General features: G+C 30.7%; 20 protein-coding genes and 1 tRNA gene. 7 read left to right on the top strand and 14 right to left on the bottom strand.

From position 1 onward, the window contains the following. Positions 1-120: 120 nt before the first annotated feature. From ES045_RS08960 to ES045_RS08935, 6 genes are read right to left on the bottom strand one after another with little or no spacing between them, the layout of a single operon-like run. Positions 121-1,386 (bottom strand): hemolysin family protein, encoded by a 1,266-nt coding sequence (locus ES045_RS08960; protein ID WP_147115634.1) that lies wholly within the window; start codon positions 1,384-1,386, stop codon positions 121-123. A 15-nt stretch (positions 1,387-1,401) separates the two neighbouring features. After that, positions 1,402-1,602 carry a hypothetical protein gene (locus ES045_RS08955; protein ID WP_147115632.1) on the bottom strand — a complete coding sequence of 67 codons (201 nt, stop codon included), beginning with the start codon at positions 1,600-1,602 and terminating at the stop codon, positions 1,402-1,404. A gap of 4 nt (positions 1,603-1,606) precedes the next feature. Next, complete coding sequence (gene lptC / locus ES045_RS08950) at positions 1,607-2,170, bottom strand: LPS export ABC transporter periplasmic protein LptC (protein ID WP_147115630.1); 564 nt, start codon at positions 2,168-2,170, stop codon at positions 1,607-1,609. Positions 2,171-2,173: 3 nt separating this feature from the next. Next, positions 2,174-3,505 (bottom strand): tetratricopeptide repeat protein, encoded by a 1,332-nt coding sequence (locus ES045_RS08945; protein ID WP_147115628.1) that lies wholly within the window; start codon positions 3,503-3,505, stop codon positions 2,174-2,176. A gap of 17 nt (positions 3,506-3,522) precedes the next feature. Continuing rightward, positions 3,523-4,821 (bottom strand): hypothetical protein, encoded by a 1,299-nt coding sequence (locus tag ES045_RS08940; RefSeq protein ID WP_147115626.1) that lies wholly within the window; start codon positions 4,819-4,821, stop codon positions 3,523-3,525. Continuing rightward, complete coding sequence (locus ES045_RS08935) at positions 4,818-5,546, bottom strand: type III pantothenate kinase (protein ID WP_147115624.1); 729 nt, start codon at positions 5,544-5,546, stop codon at positions 4,818-4,820. The genes ES045_RS08940 and ES045_RS08935 overlap by 4 nt, the downstream gene beginning before the upstream one ends. A gap of 99 nt (positions 5,547-5,645) precedes the next feature. On the opposite strand from ES045_RS08935, the gene ES045_RS08930 reads away from it, so the two are divergent. Next, positions 5,646-5,718: transfer RNA gene (locus ES045_RS08930), tRNA-Phe, on the top strand. A 628-nt stretch (positions 5,719-6,346) separates the two neighbouring features. Here ES045_RS08930 and ES045_RS08925 read toward each other — a convergent pair. From ES045_RS08925 to ES045_RS08920, 3 genes are all read right to left on the bottom strand, one after another. Continuing rightward, a complete protein-coding gene (locus tag ES045_RS08925) occupies positions 6,347-7,549 on the bottom strand; it encodes a glycoside hydrolase family 88 protein (protein ID WP_147115622.1) in 1,203 nt (400 codons plus the stop codon). Positions 7,550-7,630: 81 nt separating this feature from the next. Continuing rightward, a complete protein-coding gene (locus ES045_RS16730; protein ID WP_262712859.1) occupies positions 7,631-7,756 on the bottom strand; it encodes a hypothetical protein in 126 nt (41 codons plus the stop codon). A gap of 363 nt (positions 7,757-8,119) precedes the next feature. Then, positions 8,120-8,998 carry a LysR family transcriptional regulator gene (locus ES045_RS08920; RefSeq protein ID WP_147115620.1) on the bottom strand — a complete coding sequence of 293 codons (879 nt, stop codon included), beginning with the start codon at positions 8,996-8,998 and terminating at the stop codon, positions 8,120-8,122. 84 nt (positions 8,999-9,082) lie between these two features. On the opposite strand from ES045_RS08920, the gene hutH reads away from it, so the two are divergent. From hutH to hutG, 4 genes are read left to right on the top strand one after another with little or no spacing between them, the layout of a single operon-like run. Further along, on the top strand, positions 9,083-10,579 hold the full coding sequence (hutH, locus tag ES045_RS08915) for a histidine ammonia-lyase (protein WP_147115618.1): 1,497 nt from the start codon (positions 9,083-9,085) through the stop codon (positions 10,577-10,579). 2 nt (positions 10,580-10,581) lie between these two features. Beyond that, a complete protein-coding gene (locus ES045_RS08910; protein WP_147115616.1) occupies positions 10,582-12,579 on the top strand; it encodes a urocanate hydratase in 1,998 nt (665 codons plus the stop codon). Then, entirely contained in the window at positions 12,579-13,820 is a 1,242-nt protein-coding gene (hutI, locus tag ES045_RS08905) for an imidazolonepropionase (protein ID WP_147115614.1), read from the top strand. The genes ES045_RS08910 and hutI overlap by 1 nt, the downstream gene beginning before the upstream one ends. A gap of 2 nt (positions 13,821-13,822) precedes the next feature. Beyond that, positions 13,823-14,788 carry a formimidoylglutamase gene (hutG, locus tag ES045_RS08900; protein ID WP_147115612.1) on the top strand — a complete coding sequence of 322 codons (966 nt, stop codon included), beginning with the start codon at positions 13,823-13,825 and terminating at the stop codon, positions 14,786-14,788. Between the two features lie 187 nt (positions 14,789-14,975). On the opposite strand, the gene ES045_RS08895 is transcribed toward hutG, so the two are convergent. The 5 genes from ES045_RS08895 to ES045_RS08875 are packed head-to-tail and all read right to left on the bottom strand — an operon-like array spanning position 14,976 to position 19,292. Next, on the bottom strand, positions 14,976-15,851 hold the full coding sequence (locus tag ES045_RS08895; protein ID WP_147115610.1) for a pseudouridine synthase: 876 nt from the start codon (positions 15,849-15,851) through the stop codon (positions 14,976-14,978). Between the two features lie 36 nt (positions 15,852-15,887). Continuing rightward, entirely contained in the window at positions 15,888-16,805 is a 918-nt protein-coding gene (locus ES045_RS08890; RefSeq protein ID WP_147115608.1) for a geranylgeranylglycerol-phosphate geranylgeranyltransferase, read from the bottom strand. Between the two features lie 10 nt (positions 16,806-16,815). After that, complete coding sequence (locus ES045_RS08885; RefSeq protein ID WP_147115606.1) at positions 16,816-17,742, bottom strand: mevalonate kinase; 927 nt, start codon at positions 17,740-17,742, stop codon at positions 16,816-16,818. Positions 17,743-17,795: 53 nt separating this feature from the next. Further along, a complete protein-coding gene (locus ES045_RS08880) occupies positions 17,796-18,197 on the bottom strand; it encodes a toxin-antitoxin system YwqK family antitoxin (protein WP_147115604.1) in 402 nt (133 codons plus the stop codon). 15 nt (positions 18,198-18,212) lie between these two features. Continuing rightward, positions 18,213-19,292: a diphosphomevalonate/mevalonate 3,5-bisphosphate decarboxylase family protein gene (locus tag ES045_RS08875; protein ID WP_147115602.1), complete on the bottom strand. Its 1,080-nt coding sequence runs from the start codon at positions 19,290-19,292 to the stop codon at positions 18,213-18,215. Positions 19,293-19,366: 74 nt separating this feature from the next. Here ES045_RS08875 and ES045_RS08870 point away from each other — a divergent pair, with 74 nt between their 5' ends. Next, a complete protein-coding gene (locus tag ES045_RS08870) occupies positions 19,367-19,972 on the top strand; it encodes a thiamine diphosphokinase (protein WP_147115600.1) in 606 nt (201 codons plus the stop codon). A 3-nt stretch (positions 19,973-19,975) separates the two neighbouring features. Then, positions 19,976-20,212 (top strand): hypothetical protein, encoded by a 237-nt coding sequence (locus ES045_RS08865; protein ID WP_147115597.1) that lies wholly within the window; start codon positions 19,976-19,978, stop codon positions 20,210-20,212. Positions 20,213-20,420: the final 208 nt, after the last annotated feature.

The following is a 20,420-nucleotide window of genomic DNA, read 5'->3' as shown; positions in this document are numbered from 1 at the left end:
TTTTATTTTATTTTCAGTGGGCGAATATACGATTTGGGATTTAATATTGCAACCCATTTTAAATTAAATAAATAGGAAGTTGATTGGAGGTTCTTTAGAAAAATAAAGAAATTTAACTGTCTAATCTTCTGAATCAATAATTTTTAAACAAACAGCGTCTATTTTGGCGCCACTGGTATTTAGAATTCGTATTTCAAAACCTTCTAAATCTACTACTTCATTCTCTTCTGGTATATTTTCTGTATGCTCAATAATAAAACCTCCTAGAGTTTCATAAGCTTCAGATTTAGGGATACTTAAACCATATTCTTCATTCAAATAATCTACTTCTAACCTTGCAGAAAAATTGAATGTAGTCTCATTTATTCTTTCTTCTAAAAATACTTGAGAATCGTGTTCATCTTCAATTTCACCAAAGAGTTCTTCTACAATATCTTCTACGGTAATCATTCCAGAAGTACCACCATATTCATCTACAACAACGGCAACACTCTTACGTTTTTTCATTAAGATATTTAGAATATCATTAATCATCATAGATTCTGGCACAATTTCTACAGGAAGTAAAATTGATTTTATAGTTTTAGGAGCCTTAAAAAGTTCAAAAGCATTTATATATCCTATCACATCATCCATAGAAGTTTTATAAACCAATACTTTAGAAAGACCTGTTTCGATAAAAATATTTTTTAAATTGGTTATTTTTTCATGAATTTCTACTGCAATAATTTCGGTTCTAGGAACCATTACCTCCCTTGCTTTTACGTTATGAAAATCTAATGCATTTTGAAAAATCTGAATTTCAGAATCCATTTCTTCGTCATCATTCCCCGTTTCTAACTGTTCTGAAATATAATTACCTAACTCTTCTTTACTGAATTCTACTTGCTGTTCATCTGCATTCGTTTTAAAGAAAACACGTAAAAAGAAATCTGAAATTAAAGTGATAAACTCAGAGAAAAAGTGAAACAATACATAAAAAAAATAGGCGGGTACTGCAAATATCTTTAGCACTTCATTGGCATAAATTCTAAAAATTGCTTTGGGTAGAAACTCTGCTGTTACAAGAATTACAATTGTAGAAATTATAGTTTGTAATAATAATACAGAAAACTCATTATAGCCTTCTATTGGTAAAATTCTTATTAGAAACCCTCCCATATAGTAACTATAGATTACTAAAGAAATATTATTACCAACCAACATGGTGGTAATAAATTTTGAAGATTTTTGGGTAATTTTATTTAGAATTTTAGGAATAAAACCCTCTCTCTTCTTTTCTAATTCTATGTGTAATTTGTTTGCAGAAACAAATGCAATTTCCATTCCCGAAAAAAAAGCGGAAAGTATAATTGATAAGAGTATAATAATAAGCTCAATTTCCATTCAGAAATTTATAAACTATTTGTTTTGGTTATTTCTTTTTACAACTTTTTTTCTAAAATGTCTTTTCAAGAAAAAGACTAAGGTAATTAAAATTGCAAAACCTAAGAATAAATAAGACCTACTTCTATCGATATTCCATCGAACAATGCCTTCAACCAAGCAAATAAATGCTACCATTAAATATCCATATTGAAAAAATTTCCAAAGTTTATTCATAATTTTATTCTTTTGTTTCTATTATTCCTGTTGTTTTTTTTGCTAAATGTTTGCTTAAGTCTTCTTTACATTCAAAGCCAACGCCTGTTATTGTATCGTTTACTTTATACAAGGTAAATGCTTTTTCAGAGACAAAGTACTTTGTCTTTTGATCCCAAAACAATTGTTCTGTTTCTAATCTAGATTTGTCTGTATGATTTGTAATAACAACATTTCCTTTAATTTCTGATATTTCTGTTTTTGCATAAGATAAGGCATAATTACCAACAATAGTTACAGAATCTTTACCATTATTCTCGAAATTTATAATTTTTATTCCTTTAGGAAATTCATTATAAGGATGGTTTTTTCGATTGCTAAAATCTAAAAGTAAAGGTGTAATTAACTTAGAGGTAATTCTTCCTGAATCTTTATACACATGATATGCCTCTTTTGCTTTTCCAATTGGCAAGTTTTTTTCCTCTAAAAAATTCCGAACTTCTTCTGTACTATTAGAGCAAGAAAAAAGCATTACTGTAAAATAAATTACAGCAATGCTTTTCGTTTGTATTTGTTTATAGTTTTTCAAAAACTATTTTTTTGGTATTCTTACAGTTTCCCCAATCCAACATTTAATTGTGAATTTCCCTCCTGGAGTAGCTGTAGCATTAAATATATCTTTTTGACTTGGTACATTCTGACTGTATATATTAATGTATTTTCTAGCTCTAGAAGAAATACTAGGGTCTACAGATGCAGCTCTTTGCGCCATGTTTAAGGCAGCAACATATACCATTCTTTTTTCGAATAAGTTCTCTCCACAGTTATTAACACTAGACTGGTATAAAGTAGCAATAAATAAGTATGCTCTACCAGAGTTAGGATTAAATTTTATAGCTTCTCTAGCTAAACTTCTAGCTTTACTAAATTGACCTCTATCTTTAGCTGCTTGTGCAAACTTTAATTTATACTTCGCTTTCTTTAAAGGATCTGTTTCTAAGTCAAAAGACTTTTCTCTCATCTCATTTGCACCAGCAGAATCGCCATTATCTTCTAAAACATTTGCTAAGAAAGAATATGCTTCTGGTGATGGTGAAGCTTCTGCATAAGCTCTTACTAATTTTTCGAATAAAGGATCTGCTTGACATCCTTTATTAAACATTCTAGAAACTGCTCTTTTTAACCAAACTGCATCCGATTTATTCGCTTCAAAATCTCTTTCATACAAAGGAACTAAACGTTCACAAGTTGCAATTTCAGAAATAATATTATCTAAACCACCTTCAACAGTACCCAAAGCTTTAGAATTTACTGTATATGCGTGTTTGTATTTTTTATCTCTTTTATCTAAAACTTTAGTTGAATCGTTTAAAGGAACTAATTTTTTAGCATAGTTTTCTAATTTTTTATTTACGTTTTCTAAAACATCATCATACGTATCAAAAACCTTTTGTGGGTTTGTGTCTTTATTTCTATCTGTTACTCCTTGAAAATAGATGTATAAATTTTTAACTCCCATTTTAGTTGGGTCTATACTATATCCCTTTTCTAAGATTGAAAAGATAACATCATCTGAAGCTAATTTATTCTCGAACAGGTACGTACCATAATCACTATGTACTTTTGCAGGGTTAACATCTGGAAAGAATTGTAATCTCTGTTCGTAAACTCTTTTTGCCAAAGCAGGATCTTTTCTAACATCTTCAGCTAAAGTAGAGCCTAATTTATAAATATTTACAGATAAATCTTTATAGTTGTCTAATAAATAAATCCAATTTGTATAAGCATCATCATATTTCTTAGATTGAAAATCTCCCTTAAATAGATTGTACTTAATGGTACACTCTCTATTTGCATCTTGAGCATTTGTTTCTAGTGTTGATATAAATAGCGTTACAGCTAATAAGAACGTAATTTTTTTCATTTTAATAGTTTTATAAGTTAATCTATTTTTCTTTTTTGAAACCAACTCTGCGCACCAGAAGCTGTTAAAGAGAAACTGAGCCTAAAGTTAAAATAGTTTTCTTGAATTAAGTTGTTAGAAGTTGTACCTCTTTGTCCATATTCAAAACCTAAATTAACATTAGATAATTGTTTCAATGGTAAACCTAAACCAAAAGACATGCCAAAATCGTTTATAGAAGTAAAATTCGTACCATTTCCAGAGCCATCTATCGCTAAACCTACATTTTCATATCGCAAACCAGCTCTATAAGTAACTCTATCCCAGTAGCTAGAAATTGAATTTATTTTCGGTAGATAAAATCCACCTAAAGAAATTCTATTTGATTTTTCATAATTAAATGAAGCGTTTGTATTATTTATAAAACCTTCTGGTTGGAGGGCATCTTGATTTTGAAATTCAACACCTACATGCCATTTATCGTATTTACCAATACCAACACCTACAATAGATTTTAGAGGTAACTTATATTTCCCTGAAATTGCTGTTGTAGAAATAGTGTCTCTAGGAATTTCATTACCCGCACCAGTTAATGTTAACGAATATAAGTATTCATCACCAGTGGTTTCTAAATCGTTTCCAAATTTAACAGTAGCACCAGCATTTAAATACAACTTATCTTTTAAAACTTTCTGATATTGAGTACCTAAAGTAATAGAACCTCCCCTAATTATACTTTTTTCTTTATATCTGGTAGCCAAACTAACATTTGCTCTTTGATTTGTTATGCTATTTTCTATATTACCAAAACTATAATCTGCTTCAATACCTACTGCAAACTGTTTTGAAACTTTCATTCCGAAACTACCATAAATTCTATTTACACCGCCTTCACCTGCATATAAAGTAATTGCAGTTAAATCGTTATTAGTATCAAATTTATTATTTGTCAGCGAATATCCAACAGAAGATAAAGGTTGTAACCCAAAAGAAAAGCCAGCTTTATCACCAATAGGAAAACCTAAAGCGATGTAGTTTAAACTTGTAGAAGTAGAACTTTGTTTTGAATCTGCCGTTTTTAAAGTTAAATCATTATTTAAGATTCCTAAAGAATATGTTGTTTGTCTTAAAAAAGCATTTGCTGCAGGATTGGTGAAATTTAAGTATTTGTAATGGTTAAAGGCAACTCCTATCCCGCCCATTGACGTGTTTTCAACCGTTCGGGGAGTATATTGTTCTCCTATTCCAAAAAAAGAATACGGAGAAGAACTTGTTCTTTGCGCTAATAAAGTTGATGATGTTATTAGTAAAAAAACTATTAAAATCTTTCTAATCATTTGTGTCCGTTAAGTTTCAATATTTCATTTAATCCTTGAAGGAGAAAATTTTGAGTGGCAAATATGCTACTTTTTAATTGTTTTGACAAGAAATTTATGTCTCCTCCTGTTAAAACGACTGTTAAATCCGAATATTTCTCGTTATAGCTTTCTATTACGCCACTTATCTCATTTTGTACGCCGTTTAAAACTCCCGAAATAATACTCTCTTCTGTATTTTTTCCGATAAAATCATTCAATTCTAAACTTTCTATCAGCGGTAAATTTGCAGTAAACTTATTTAAAGCCTTGTAACGCATTTTTATTCCTGGTGAAATTGCGCCTCCTAAATACGCTGCTTCACTATTTACAAAATCGAAAGTAATACAAGTTCCTGCATCTATAATTAAAACATTTTTACTAGGGAATTGTTTTACGGCAGCAGCTACTAATGCAATTCTATCTACTCCTAAAGTTTTTGGGGTTTTATACAAATTAACAAAAGGAACTTTAGAAGTTGCAGAAATTACTTGAAAATCTACTATTTGTTTCAACTGAGCCATCCTTTTTTCTGAAATGGATGCCACATTTGAAATAATTCCCTTAGAAATAATATTTTTCTTTACAATTCTTTTAATTTCTGAAATTATTTTTCTCTTATCAAAAACATACAACTCCACGAGTTTATCTTCCTCAAAAACAGCAGACTTAACTCTTGTGTTCCCTATATCAACAACTAAATTCATGCATCAAATTTAGATAATTTTTAAAAAAAAATCACATTTTTTTCATTTTTATTTAGCATATGTCAAAAAACATTGTATATTTGCAGCCGCTAAGGCAATGGTACCTTAGCTCAGTTGGTAGAGCAAAGGACTGAAAATCCTTGTGTCCCTGGTTCGATTCCTGGAGGTACCACTTAAAAACCCTTTAAACGTAATGTTTATAGGGTTTTTTATTTTTAGGGAGCTAAATAGGGTGCTAATAAAAAACATTTACTTCCTTAAGAAACTTTCATAAGATATTCTTCTACAACCTCTTCATTAATACCACTATACTCAGAAAATTCTTGTGCTGTAATAAGTTGGTGTGACTGTTTACCAAAATGTTCTTTCATTTGGTTTATTAACTTTCTTCCAAATTACAGATCAAGTCCAAAAGTTGTGAGATTTTTTAAATTATGCACAAATATTTGTAAGTCTAAAAAAGAAGAAATCTATATTTATAATCGTCATGAAAATTCAATTTAATAAAAATAAATCAAGCACAGAGAGGGTCTTACAATGAAATATATTCGGAATAAAACCTTCAATACTTGCTTAAAACTACTAATAGTAATGGTATTAAATACCTACGAGAAATGACATCACATTTAAAATCATTTTAAAAATAAAATAAATGAAGCTTAAATATACCTTACCTAGTTTGGTTATTGTATTTAGTGCTCCTAATTAGCTCTAATCGTTTTAGTGATAAAACTGTTTTAGATAGCAATTGGTTTAAAGTACACAAATCTGAACGTGTTAGTTCCTCTTTTTTTAGTTACTTAATTTTTAGATAAGAATGATTTGTAACGCAGTAAAGCTTCAACATAATAATAATCGGCATAATTTAAAGGCACATCTATTTCATTATTGTGGGGAATACTTCCTACACTGTGTTTTAAAATAAAATTGTGGTTGGTTCCTAGTTCTGCTGTATACTCTTTAGAAGCAAGTGAACTTAAAATTTTATCTATACTATTTTGGTAATCCTGTTTAGAATATTCATTTAATTCGATTAAAGCAGACACCGTAATGGCTGCTGCAGAAGCGTCTCTAGGCTCATTTGGAATATTTTGGGCATTATAATCCCAATACGGAATGCCATCCTTCGGAGTCTCTTTATAATTAATTATGTAGTTTGCTATATGTTCTGCTAACTCAAGATATTTTACATCTTTGGTATAGCGGTAACAAACCGTATAGCCATATACTGCCCAGGCTTGTCCGCGTGCCCAAGAGCTATTATCCGCAAAACCTTGAGCAGTTTGCTTAGCTCTAACCTCTCCTGTAATCAAATCATAATCTACAACATGGTAACTGCTATAATCTTCTCTAAAATGATTTTTCATGGTCGTATTAGCATGTGAAATAGCAATATCTTTATATGTAGTATCTCCAGTTAATTCCGATACTTCAAAAAGCAATTCGAGATTCATCATATTATCGATAATAACCGGAAACTGCCAATTTCTTTTTGATTGCCAACCATATTCTACGTCCCAGCTTTGTATACAACCTACCGCAGGGTTAAAACGTGTTATCAAAGAATTGCTAGCGGTAAGCATTACGTCTTTAAAAGCTTCATTTTTTGTCAGTCTATATCCATTGCCATACGAACTATTAAACACAAACCCCAAATCGTGATTGTCTGTTCTGTTTTTATGGCCTTCAAATTTATTTTGATATTTATCTGCGGCATTTTTCCATATTGTATCATTAGTATGCTCAAATAAATACCAACAGGTACCCGGGAAAAAACCTTCGGTCCAATCAAAATTTTTGTTCGTCCAATGCATATTTCCTTCTGCCGTTACAGTTCGTGGAATTCTACCTGCTGTCTCAGAAGATTTTAGCAAAAGGGCTGTTTGTTTTTCTGCCTTCTCCAAGATTTGAGCCACATCTATTTTGTTTTCTTTAGCAATAGGTTCACAAGAAAATAAAATAACTAAAGTAAAAATGGCTATGAGCGTTTTAATAAATTTCATGTACAGTCGGTTTTGTTATTAATATTTTATAAGTACTTAAAAATATTTTTTAAATATATCAATTATTTTTAACCCTGTTTTTTAGTATTCAACTTCGTTAAAATTTTGAGCGATAATAGGACTACCTTTAAAAACCTTGTCTCCTTCTGCATCAAAAACGGTCTCTAAAATTCTGGTCGAACTTTTTAAATCCTTCTCTAAGTCCAAATATCCACATTCTACAAATAAAATGAGGGTAAATAATAATAAATATTTTTACTAATTGTCACATCAGTAAATTGGCTTTCTAAACCGCTTAAAGCTATTTTTACCATAGTTAGGAAATATACTTTGTAGATTTTTACTTTTTTCTAACTTTATCTTTAAAACGTTAAATACAAACCGAATTACTCGCTTATCCTCTCAATTACTTTACTAAAAGTGTTTTATAAAGACACAAAAAAGAAGGTTGGTAAAGATTTACATACTATGTAATTAATTATTTGCATAAAAACCAATATTGAATGGTAATTATAGTACCGGAAGACGCACTGCAATCTTAAAATTTTTAATTTCTATTTTTGGTAGCAGTTATAAAAGCGCTAAAACGTCATTTAGAATAGGGTTTGTATTCTTTTTATTCCAAATTACAGAAAGTGTTGTTTTCTGCGGAATCATATCTAACTCAATAAATTTAATTTGATGTCCTCCTTTTTGTGCTAATGATTTTGGCACAATAGAAATTCCGAAATTATTTTCTACCAACTTAAAAATAGAGCTAGAATGTATGGTGTTATGTGATATTAAAGGTGCAAAACCACAATCATCAAAAATTTGCATTACTTTTTCATGATAAGAAGCACTATATGTTGCATCAAAAAGAATAAATGATTCTTCTTTAAATTGTGTTAACATTTTAAAATTACTTTCATTTATACGATGATTTTTAGGCAATACTAAGCAAAAATTCTCTTTTAAAATTGATTTTATCTCTAAAGCCCTAGGAACTCTTTCTAAACGCACAAACCCAATATCCGAAGAAAAAGATAGTAAATCTTCTATTTGTTTCTGATTGTCAATTTCTTTTAAATTAAATAGTATATCAGGATGATTTTTCTCGAACCTCAATAATAAATTAGGAATCACCTCTTGCATTGCAGAACCTACATAGCCTATATTCAATTCTCCCTTTTTACCATCATGTAATAATTTTGCATTGTCTAACGTATGAGAAAGTGTTTTTAATTGCAATGTAAATTCAACTTTTAAATACGCACCAACTTTAGTTAAAACAACCTTTCTGTTATGCCTTTCAAATAAAATAACCCCTAATTCTTCTTCGAACAATTTAATTTGCCTACTTAATCCTGGTTGAGAAATAAATAACTTCTCAGCTGCTTTTCTAAAATGTAACTCTTCTGCAACTGCTAAAAAATAGCGAATGTGTCTTAATTCTATTTGATAACTCATAGTTATTAATTATTACAATAATCGGTATTAAAAAGCATCAAAAGTAATGATAACTTTGTTAAGACTCAATTAATATAAAAAACAATGTTTAATTACGGAATAGATCAACTTACACTGCACAAAATAAAAGAAATAGCAAATGGTAATTTAAAAGCCATAATTGATACTGAAGCGAAAGAAAAAATAATTGCTTGTAGAAAAAAAGTAGACACAATTACCAAGCAAAATAAAGCCGTTTATGGAATAAATACTGGTTTTGGTCCTTTGTGCGATGTTCAAATTTCACCTGAAGAAACAAATCAATTGCAAACAAACTTACTAATTACACATGCGGTTGGCGTTGGTAGTAATATTGATAAAGAATTGTCTAAAATTATGATGATTTGCAAAGTACATGCACTTTGTCAGGGTTTTTCTGGTGTTCGCTTAAAATTAATTGAACGCATTCTTTACTTTATAGAAAACAATTTATTACCAACCGTCCCAGAGCAAGGTTCTGTAGGTGCATCAGGAGATTTAGCACCCCTTTCTCATTTATTTTTACCTTTAATTGGTGAAGGAGATTTTTGGATAAATAATAAAATTACTCCCGCTAAAGAAGTTTTAGAAAAACACAATTTAAAACCTTTAGAATTGCATGCAAAGGAAGGTTTGGGCTTAATAAACGGAACGCAATTTATTTTAGCGCATACCATCACCGGACTTCTAAAAATGGATTATTTATTGGATTTAGCAGATATTTCTGGCGCTATGAGTATTGAAGGTTATAAAGGAAGTTCATCTCCTTTTAGAGAAGAATTACATCAAATAAGACCGTTTAAAGGAAGTATAAAAGTTGCAGAGAGAATGCGAAATATATTTAAAAATTCTCAAAATATTACTTCGCATGAAGATTGTGAGCGTGTTCAAGATCCGTATTCTATGCGTTGTATTCCGCAAGTTCACGGCGCTTCTAGAAATGCGTTTTATCATTTATTAGAATTAGCTGAAATAGAAATGAATTCGGTCACAGACAACCCGATTGTACTAAGTGAAACAGAAGCTATTTCTGGTGGAAATTTCCACGGACAACCTTTGGCTATGGCACTAGATTACTGCTCTATTGCAGCTTCAGAGTTAGGAAACATCGCAGACAGACGCTGTTATTTATTACTAGAAGGTAAGTATGGTTTACCAAGGTTATTAACTAAAAGTGGTGGTTTAAATTCTGGTTTTATGATTCCGCAATACACAACAGCAGCATTAGTAACCGAAAATAAATCGTTATGCTTCCCTCCTTCTGCAGACAGCATTCCTACTTCTCTAGGGCAAGAAGATCATGTTTCTATGGGAAGTATTTCTGGGCGACAATTCAATCAAATTTTAGGAAATCTAGAAAAAATATTAGCAATTGAATTGATGTACGCAGCACAAGCCATGGAATTTAGAAGACCAAATACATTTTCTGAAATCATCGAAAAAAATCATTCAATTATTAGAGAAAAAGTTGATAAATTAGAAGAAGATAGACTTTTAAAAGATGACATCTACAATATGATTCAATTAGTAAAAAACAAAGAATTAATTGTAAAATATAACTAAACATGACATTTAAAGAACATATTTTACAAGGAATTCCTGAAATTTTACCTGCTAAAAAAGACTATCCGAAAGATGCAAATAGAGCTCCGAAAAGGAAAGATATTTTATCTGTGGAAGAAAAACAGCTAGCAATTAAAAATGCATTACGTTATTTCTCTAAAGAATGGCACAAAGAATTAGCAACTGAATTTGCGAATGAATTAAAAGAGTTTGGCAGAATTTATATGTATCGATTCAAACCAGATTATAAAATATTTGCAAGAGCAATTACAGAATATCCTGCAAAAACACAACAGGCTGCGGCCATAATGTTGATGATTCATAATAATTTGAATCCGGATGTTGCACAACATCCAGAAGAACTAATTACCTATGGAGGTAATGGGGCCGTTTTTCAGAATTGGGCGCAATATCTTTTGGTGATGCAGTATTTAGCAATTATGACCGAAGAGCAAACATTGCATTTGTACTCTGGTCATCCAATGGGCTTATTTCCCTCCTCTAAAAATGCTCCTAGAGTTGTGGTTACAAACGGATTGATGATTCCTAATTATTCAAAACCCAATGATTGGGAAAAATTTAATGCTTTGGGAGTTACGCAATACGGACAAATGACAGCTGGTTCATTTATGTATATTGGTCCGCAAGGAATTGTACATGGAACCACAATTACAGTAATGAATGCTTTTCGAAAAATATTAAAGAAAGAAGAAAATCCGAGTGGAAAAATATTTTTAACAGCAGGTTTAGGCGGCATGAGTGGTGCACAGCCAAAAGCAGGAAACATTGCTGGTTGTATAACAATTTGCGCAGAAGTAAATAGAAAAGCAGCTACAAAAAGACATGAACAAGGTTGGGTAGATGTTTTAATTGATGATATAGATATTCTTGTTGAAAGAACTTTAGAAGCTCAAAAAAATAGCGAAGTCGTTTCTATTGCTTTCATTGGAAATATTATCGATGTTTGGGAGAAATTTGACGAAGAAAATATTTTTATTCATATTGGTTCAGACCAAACTTCGCTTCATATTCCTTGGACGGGTGGTTATTATCCTGCTGATATTTCTTACGAGGAGTCCAATATTTTAATAAGAGAAAACCCAGAATTATTTAAAGAAAAAGTACAAGCATCTTTAAGAAGACATGCAAAGTCCATTAATAATCACACAAAAAAAGGAACGTACTTTTTTGACTACGGAAATGCATTTTTACTAGAAGCCTCTAGAGCTGGTGCAGCTGTAATGGCAGAAAATAACATCGATTTTAAATATGCTTCTTATGTGCAAGATATTTTAGGTCCTATGTGTTTCGATTATGGTTTCGGTCCTTTTAGATGGGTTTGTGCTTCTGGAAATTCTGAAGATCTAGATAAAACAGATACCATTGCTGCAACTGTTCTACAAGAATTAATGGAGAATTCGCCAAAGGAAATTCAATTGCAAATGCAAGACAATATCACTTGGATAAAAAATGCAAAATCTAATAAAATGGTGGTTGGTTCTCAAGCAAGAATTTTATATGCAGATGCAGAAGGGCGTATAAAAATTGCAGAAGCTTTTAATAATGCCATTGCAAAAGGAGAAATTGGCGCAGTTATTTTGGGTAGAGACCATCATGATGTTAGTGGTACAGATTCTCCTTTTAGAGAAACTTCTAACATTTATGACGGAAGTAAATTTACTGCAGACATGGCAATACACAATGTAATTGGAGACAGTTTTAGAGGCGCAACTTGGGTTTCTATACATAATGGCGGTGGCGTTGGCTGGGGAGAAGTAATGAATGGTGGCTTCGGAATGTTATTAGACGGTACAAAAGAAGCAGAAGAGAAGTTAAAAAACATGCTTTTTTATGATGTGAATAACGGAATCGCTAGAAGAAGTTGGGCAAGAAATGATGAAGCTATTTTCGCTATTAAAAGAGAAATGAAAAGAACACCCAATTTAAAAGTTACTTTGCCTAATTTAGTGGAAGAAAACCTCTTAAAAGATTTATTTTAATGAATGTACTTTTTATAAATATCAAAGAATTGATTCAGGTTAGAGAGAATTCTGTAGATTTTCTTGCTGGTAAAGAAATGAACATCTTACCAACTATTAAAAATGCCTTTCTATTAGTTGAAAATGGGTTGATTGCAGATTTTGGCTTGATGGAAAATTGCCCTAAAACCAATGTTAAAACCATTGATGCGAAAGATAGAATGATTTTACCCTCTTGGTGTGACTCTCATACGCATTTAGTATATGCAGGCAACAGAGAAGATGAGTTTGTAGATAGAATTAATGGTTTATCTTATGCCGAAATTGCAAATAATGGCGGTGGAATTTTAAATTCTGCTAAAAAACTTCAGCAAACATCCCAAGAAGATTTATACAACCAAAGTAAAGTTCGTCTAGAAGAAATTATTCAATTAGGAACAGGTGCTGTAGAGATGAAATCTGGTTACGGTTTAACAAAAGATGCAGAGCTTAAAATGCTTCGTGTTATTAGAAAATTAAAAGAAAATTATCCAGTAGAAATAAAGGCTACGTTTTTAGGCGCTCATGCAGTTCCTGCGGAATATAAAAATAACAAAAGTGGGTATCTACAAATGTTAATTGAAGATATTCTGCCTACAATTCAGAAAGAAAACTTAGCAGATTTTATAGATATTTTCTGTGAGACAGGTTATTTTTCGGTTGATGATACTAACAGAATTTTAAAAGCTGGAAAAAAACATGGTCTGGTTGGTAAAATTCATGTAAATCAGTTTACTACCATTGGCGGAATTGAAGCCGGAGTTAAAAATAGTGTATTATCTGTAGACCATTTAGAGGAAATGAGAACAGAAGATATAGAGGTTTTAAAAAACACCAAGACAATGCCAGTAGCATTACCAAGCTGTTCTTATTTTTTAAGCATTCCGTTTACCCCTGCCAGAAAAATGATAGACGCTGGTTTGCCATTGGCTTTAGCAACCGATTACAATCCTGGTTCTACGCCTTCTGGAAACATGAATTTTGTAGTTGCTACTGCTTGTATTAAAATGAAAATGACCCCAGAAGAAGCGATAAATGCAGCGACAATTAACGGGGCTTATGCAATGAATTCACTAGATAAAGTCGGTTCAATTACCAAAGGAAAAATTGCAAATTTAATTTTAACTAAGAAAATTAATTCGTACAATTTTATTCCTTATTCTTTTGGAAATCATCAAATTGATAGCGTTTTTTTAAAAGGGACAGAAATTAAAAAATCATAAAAATGGAGTTTTTTAAGGATTTAAAAGTCGATTATAAAGCAGGAAATAAAAATAATTATTCTGGTAGAACTTCTACGCTTAGAAATCAATATTGGCATCAAGAAATAATGGTTTCTCATATTGAAGACTTTGAAATTAATAATTCTACAAATATTGGTATCGTTGGCTACGTTTGTGATGAAGGGGTTCAAAGAAATCAGGGTAGAATTGGCGCTAGAAAAGGTCCAAAAAGCGTACGAAATAAATTAGGGAAACTTCCAATTCATTTTGAGGACAAAAAGATTACAGATTATGGTGATGTAATCTGTCTTGATAATCATTTAGAAGATTGCCAGAAAGCACTTTCTAAAACCATTAGTAAGTTAATTACGAATAGTATTTTACCAATTGCAATTGGTGGCGGACATGATATTGGGTACGCCAACTTTAACGGAATTAAAGACGCTCTAAAATCATCAACAAAAAACAAGATAGGAATTATAAATCTTGATGCACATTTCGATTTAAGAACAGTTGAAACACATCCAAATTCAGGCACACCATTCAATCAGATATTAACCGAAAATAAAAATGCTAGTTATTTTGCAATCGGAATTCAGCAACAATCGAACACGAAAGAATTATTTGAAATCGCAGCAAAAAACAATGTTTCTTATGTTTCAAGTTTTGATTGTGAAACTTTCAGTTCAGCCTTAAAAAGTAAACTAAATACATTTATCGAAAAAGTAGATTATGTATACATTACGATCGATTTAGACGGATTTTCATCAGCTTTTGCTCCTGGGGTTAGTGCGCCTTCTCCACTTGGTTTTACGCCAAATTTTGTCTATCAAGTTTTAACGTTTTTATTCCAAAGTAAAAAAGTAATTTCTTGTGATATCGCAGAGTTAAATCCAGATTTAGATATTGATGATCACACAGCTAGTTTAGCGGCGAGATTGGTAGATTTTATTGTTTTAAATGCATAAAATGGAATGAAATTTCAAATAACCTCTTAATCTATTAAAGAAAATATTGATTATTAAGATGTTCTCAACTGCCCTCGAACAGACATAAATACAACTTTAAAGACTTCTTTTATCAAATTAAAACACCTAATAAAACCTTTTAGAATTTAACTTCTAAAAGGTTTTAAATATTTTTAATTGTATAGAATTACTTCAACATTTGAAGATTACTTACTTCTTGATTCGTTAACTCTCTCCATCTACCTCTTGGTAAATTTTTCTTCGTTAATTCTGCAAAAATTACTCTATCTAATTTATTTACTTTGTAACCAACGTGTTCAAAAATCTTACGCACAATTCTGTTTCTACCAGAATGAATTTCGATTCCTACTTCAGATTTTGGTTGTCCGTCTACATAAGAAATAGCATCTATAAATACTTTCTTCCCTTCAATAATTACTTCTCCACGTAATTTTTCTAAGTCTTTTAACTCTAGTTTTTTATCTAAAGAAGCGTGGTATAATTTACGAACGTTGTGTTTTGGGTGGGTTAACTTTTTAGCTAAATCTCCATCATTTGTAAACATCAACAAACCAGTAGTATTTCTGTCTAAACGGCCAACAGGATAAATTCTTTCCTTAGACGCATTAGAAATCAATTCCATTACTGTTTTTCTACCACGATCATCGTCCATAGTAGTAATGTAATTTTTAGGCTTATTTAATAAAATATATTTCTTTTGTTCTGGCGTAATACTTGTTCCGTCAAAACGAACAACATCATTAGGTTGTACTTTGTACCCCATTTCTGTTACCAAGTTTCCGTTCACCTCTACACTACCATGCTCAATGTATGTATCTGCTTCACGTCTAGAACACATCCCTGAATTGGCAATATATTTGTTTAAGCGAATCCCTGATGATTCATCAGATTTTGGAGTTTCTTTAATTTTGGTAAAAGTTTTCTTAGGACTCTTTCTACTTAACGGAGTGCTCTTTTTACTTGCAGGACCACTTTTTCTACTTAGAGGAGTACTTTTCTTACCTTCTTGTCGTCCTCTCGACGATTTATTATTTGAATTCATTATAAAAATTTTTGCAAAGGTAGTTATTCTAAAACTCTAGTTCAATCTATTCATCACTTTATCTAACAATAGTGAAGTGTCGATAAAGATTAAACATAAAGCACCAATAAATAACAAGAGTTTTAGCGTATTATGAAGCACTCTATAATGGTTTCTAGTTTTTGATTTCCAAAGATAAAAACCTACAAAAACTAGTATGAATAAAGCAAAATAGAAATAATAACGCATGTAACTTATACCCGGATAGCTAAATAAAATGGAGATGGGAACAATGGTAAGCACCAACAACAAAATGGATAGTTGTTTTGTTTTCTTTTCGCCATAAACAACAGGAAAAGTCTTATAATTATTTACAATTGCACCTTTAATATTTTGCAAATCTTTAATTAACTCGCGAACCATAATTACTAAAAACAAGAAAAGTGCATGCACAAATATTATTTTGGAAAAATTATCAAAGTAAACGAAAACAGCAAAAAAAGGTGAAATAGTAAGTATTGTTGCAGAAATTACACTTAGAAACGGATGTTTTTTTAACTTATGAGAATAAAACCAAATAGCAAAAATATAAACTGCAAAGAACAATGCTGCTCTTAAAGAAATTAAAACCCCGAAACCGAAACCAATAAAGTTTAGAAGGAAGTATAGTCTTAATTTGGTAGATTGTTTTACATAGTTTTCTAAGTTCGTTTTAACAGGCCTGTTAATTTCGTCAACTTTTGCATCGTAAAAATTATTAATGATGTAACCACCAGCAACAACAAAAACAGATGCTAAAACTAAAAATAATAGCTGTATATCGAAAACAACATCTTTTAAAGAATTTGTTGGCGAAAAAATAAAAATAGCAGCTAAATATTGGGCAAATATTAAAACTAAGATATTATAGCCCCTTACAGCCGAAAATAGACTAAAAAATTTAAGTATTATTTGTTTTGCTTTTGAAGTACTCATAAAAGCGTTTTTAAAATCTATAAACCAGTTCTAATTTATAATCTTTTAAACTTTTTTGAGCTTTTTCAAAATCTTCCGTAAAACCTAATATATAACCTCCACCACCAGAACCACATAATTTTAAATAGTAGTCATTGGTAGAAAGTCCTTTTTCCCAAACCTTATGAAAAGCTGCAGGAATCATCGGTTTAAAGTTTGTTAATACAATTTTAGATAAAGATTTTACATTTCCAAATAAAGATTTTACGTTTCCTTTTAAAAAATCTTCTATACAAGCATCTGTTGTTGTAGAAAATTCTTCGCTAATCATTTTTCTAAAACCTTCATTTTTCATCTTGTTCATAAAGATGTTAACCATTGGTTCTGTTTCGCCAATTTGTTCTGAATCTAATAAGAAAACGGCTCCTTTTCCTTCTTTTTGAGAAGGAATTCCTGCAGGTTCTATACTGTCTTTAGAGTTAATTAATATTGGCAAGCTCAAATAACTATTTAAAGGGTCTAAACCAGAACTTTTTCCGTGGAAAAAAGATTCCATTAAAGAAAAAACTGCTTTTAAATTTAACAATTTATCTCTAGTTAAATTTTCTAAAACTGTTATTTTATTTGAAGCATATTTGTCATAAATAGAAGCTACTAAAGCGCCAGAACTACCAACACCATATCCTTGTGGTATCGAAGAATCAAAATACATTCCGTCTTCAATATCTTTTTTAAAAGCCACCAAATTAAACGAAACTAAATCGGTTTGTAAACCAGCTAAATACGCATAAAAACGTTCTAGGTTACCGTTAGATTCTAATGATTTTTCTGAAAGGTTTTTTGAACTTTTTAAAGCGCCTCTATATGCATTATAAGGAATTGCCAAACCTTTAGAATCTTTTATAATTCCGTATTCTCCAAACAGCAAAATTTTAGCGTAAAATAAGGGTCCTTTCATAGTTTTCTTTATAACACTGCAAAAATACGAATTTAAATGTTAGTAAGTTATTATTAATTATTCTTATAAAAAGTTTTCCAAACGCCTACTTTTTCACCTTTATCGTATTTCCCTTTTTCCTTTATATTACCATTTTTGTCATAGGTTTTCCACATTCCTGCCCTAAATCCTTCTTCAAATGCACCTATAACTTTCACTTCTCCTGTAGCATAAAACGCTGCATATTTACCATCTTTTTTATTTTCTTCAAAATAAAATTCTTTGGCTTTTTTTCCAGAAATATAATATTCTGTAACAAGCTGTCCTTTATTTTTATCCGTAGAAAAAAAAGTATAGTAAACCGCTTTTTCTTTGGTGGTAAGATTCCCATTAGCATCTAACCATTTTTTTTCTTGCCCAGACATATGCAGTATAGAAAAAAAACTAATACACAATACTGTTAAAATAATTTTCATAAAGATTCTATTGGGTTATGCTTTTTTTGCTCCGAAACCTACCGAGTCATAAATATACTGCTTTTTCTGGCAGTAGTTTGCTAACTCATTTTCTATAAAATGATTTACAGCCTCTTTTTCATTGGCTGGATATAAAACATGCACATTTGCACCAGCGTCTAATGTAAAACAAATATTACTGTCTTTTGCTGCTCTGTATTCCCAGATTTTATTGATAATTTCTAAGGTATTTGGTTTCATCAAAATAAAATACGGATTGCTTGTAAGCATCATTGCGTGCAATGTTAATGCTTCACTTTCTACCAAATTTATAAAATCTTTTACATTTCCTTGTTGAAGTATTTTAGAAATTTTAGTTAAATTTTCATTCGCTTGTTGAAATCTATTTGCTGCATACGGATGGTTGTACATTAAATTATGACCAACAGTACTAGAAACTTGCTTTTCTCCTTTATCTACCAATAAAATTGCATCTTGATAATTTTCAAATATAGTATGAACTTTATAAGGAAACTGAATTCCGAATAGATCTGAACTTCCTTCAATTTCTGGATGATTCCCCCAGACAACCAAAGGCCCTTCGATACTTCTACTTGCACTTCCAGAGCCTAAACGCGCTAGAAAAGAAGCTTTTTGATTGATAAATTCTTGTGTTAAATCTGAATTCAATTCTTGCTCTAAGTTCATTAAACACATTGCAATTGCACTTAAGCCACTTGCTGAAGAAGCGATTCCGCTAGAGTGAGGAAAAGAGTTTTCTGAATTGATTGTCATTTTATAATCAAAAATATACGGACAATATTCTTGCACTCTTTTAAAAAATTCTGCAATTTTAGGCTTGAATTCCTCCTTCTCTCTTCCTTCAAAAAATAAATCGAAAGCGACTTCTTTGGTTGTTTTCTTTTTTACAAATTCTATTGTAGTAATTGTATGACAATTGTTTAAAGTAAAACTAATAGAGGCATTTTTAGGAATTTGAGGATTGCTTTTCCCCCAATATTTTACTAACGCAATATTACTTGGTGTTTGCCATGTAAAACTTGCTTTTTCTATTTTTTCTGAAAGTATTTTTGGAATAAATTGTGCTGTATTCAATGTCTAAAATTTGCATCAAAGATAAAACTATTTCAGCTAAAGTTTAATTGAGTTTTTTAGGTATTTTTGCATTCATGAAAAACAAGAAAGTTTTTTTATTATTGAATGGTGAAAAACCAAATGAATTACCCAATTCATCTAATTATGATATTATTTGTGCAACAGACGGCGCTTATCAATATTTAAAAGAACAAAAGGTTACACCTCATTTTATTTCCGGCGATTTTGATTCTTTAGAAAATATTCCGAAAGAAATTGAAGTGATAGAAACACCAGATCAAGATTTTACAGATTTCGATAAAATACTTCAAATTCTTTTTAACAAAGGATATAAAACTATTGATATCTTTGGCGCGAGTGGAAAAGAACAAGATCATTTTTTGGGAAACCTAAACTCTGCAATTCAATGGAAAGATAAATTAAAAATTATTTTTTTTGACAATCATGGGCGTTACTTTTTAGCAGACAAGAAAACAATAATTAACAACTGTAAGCACAAAACGGTTTCTTTAATTCCGTTTCCTGAAGCAACAGAAATCACTACTAAAGGCTTGCAGTACTCTTTAAATAAAGAAGATTTAGTTTTCGGAAAGAGAATAGGAACAAGAAATAAAGCAATAGAAAATCAAATAGAAGTCAGTTTTAAAACGGGTAGCTTATTTATTTTCGTAAATAATTAAATGATGAGTAGAAAAATAAAATTATTATGGGATTTTAGAGGTGAAGATGCAAAACAAACCGCGAAACACCACACCATTCACTTGAGAGAATTTGCAGATTTAGAGAAATTAAATTTTTATGAAATTGCTGTTTTAGAAATGAATCCAATGCTTTCTTCTGCATTTATTATTGTTGATGAAGCAAATATGAAAATATTTAGAGATGCTTTAAAACCACATCGCGGAGAAATAGCTGAATAAAATGATTTTATCCTATTAAAAAAAACTTTCGAAATATCGTTTTTCTTACAAATAGAGGGTGAAAAGTTATTTGATTTATTTCTATTTTCAAAAAACACTTATTTCACTCAAAACTGATGTAAACAAATAGAGTTACATAGGAATTTAACTTGTGTAAATCCTATAAAACATCAATATATCGAGTGAAATAGCTAGATAATAGCGTGTA

Source organism: Polaribacter sp. IC073, from assembly GCF_007997075.1.
Taxonomy (GTDB): Bacteria; Bacteroidota; Bacteroidia; order Flavobacteriales; family Flavobacteriaceae; genus Polaribacter.
This window is presented reverse-complemented; position numbering and strand designations above follow the sequence as displayed.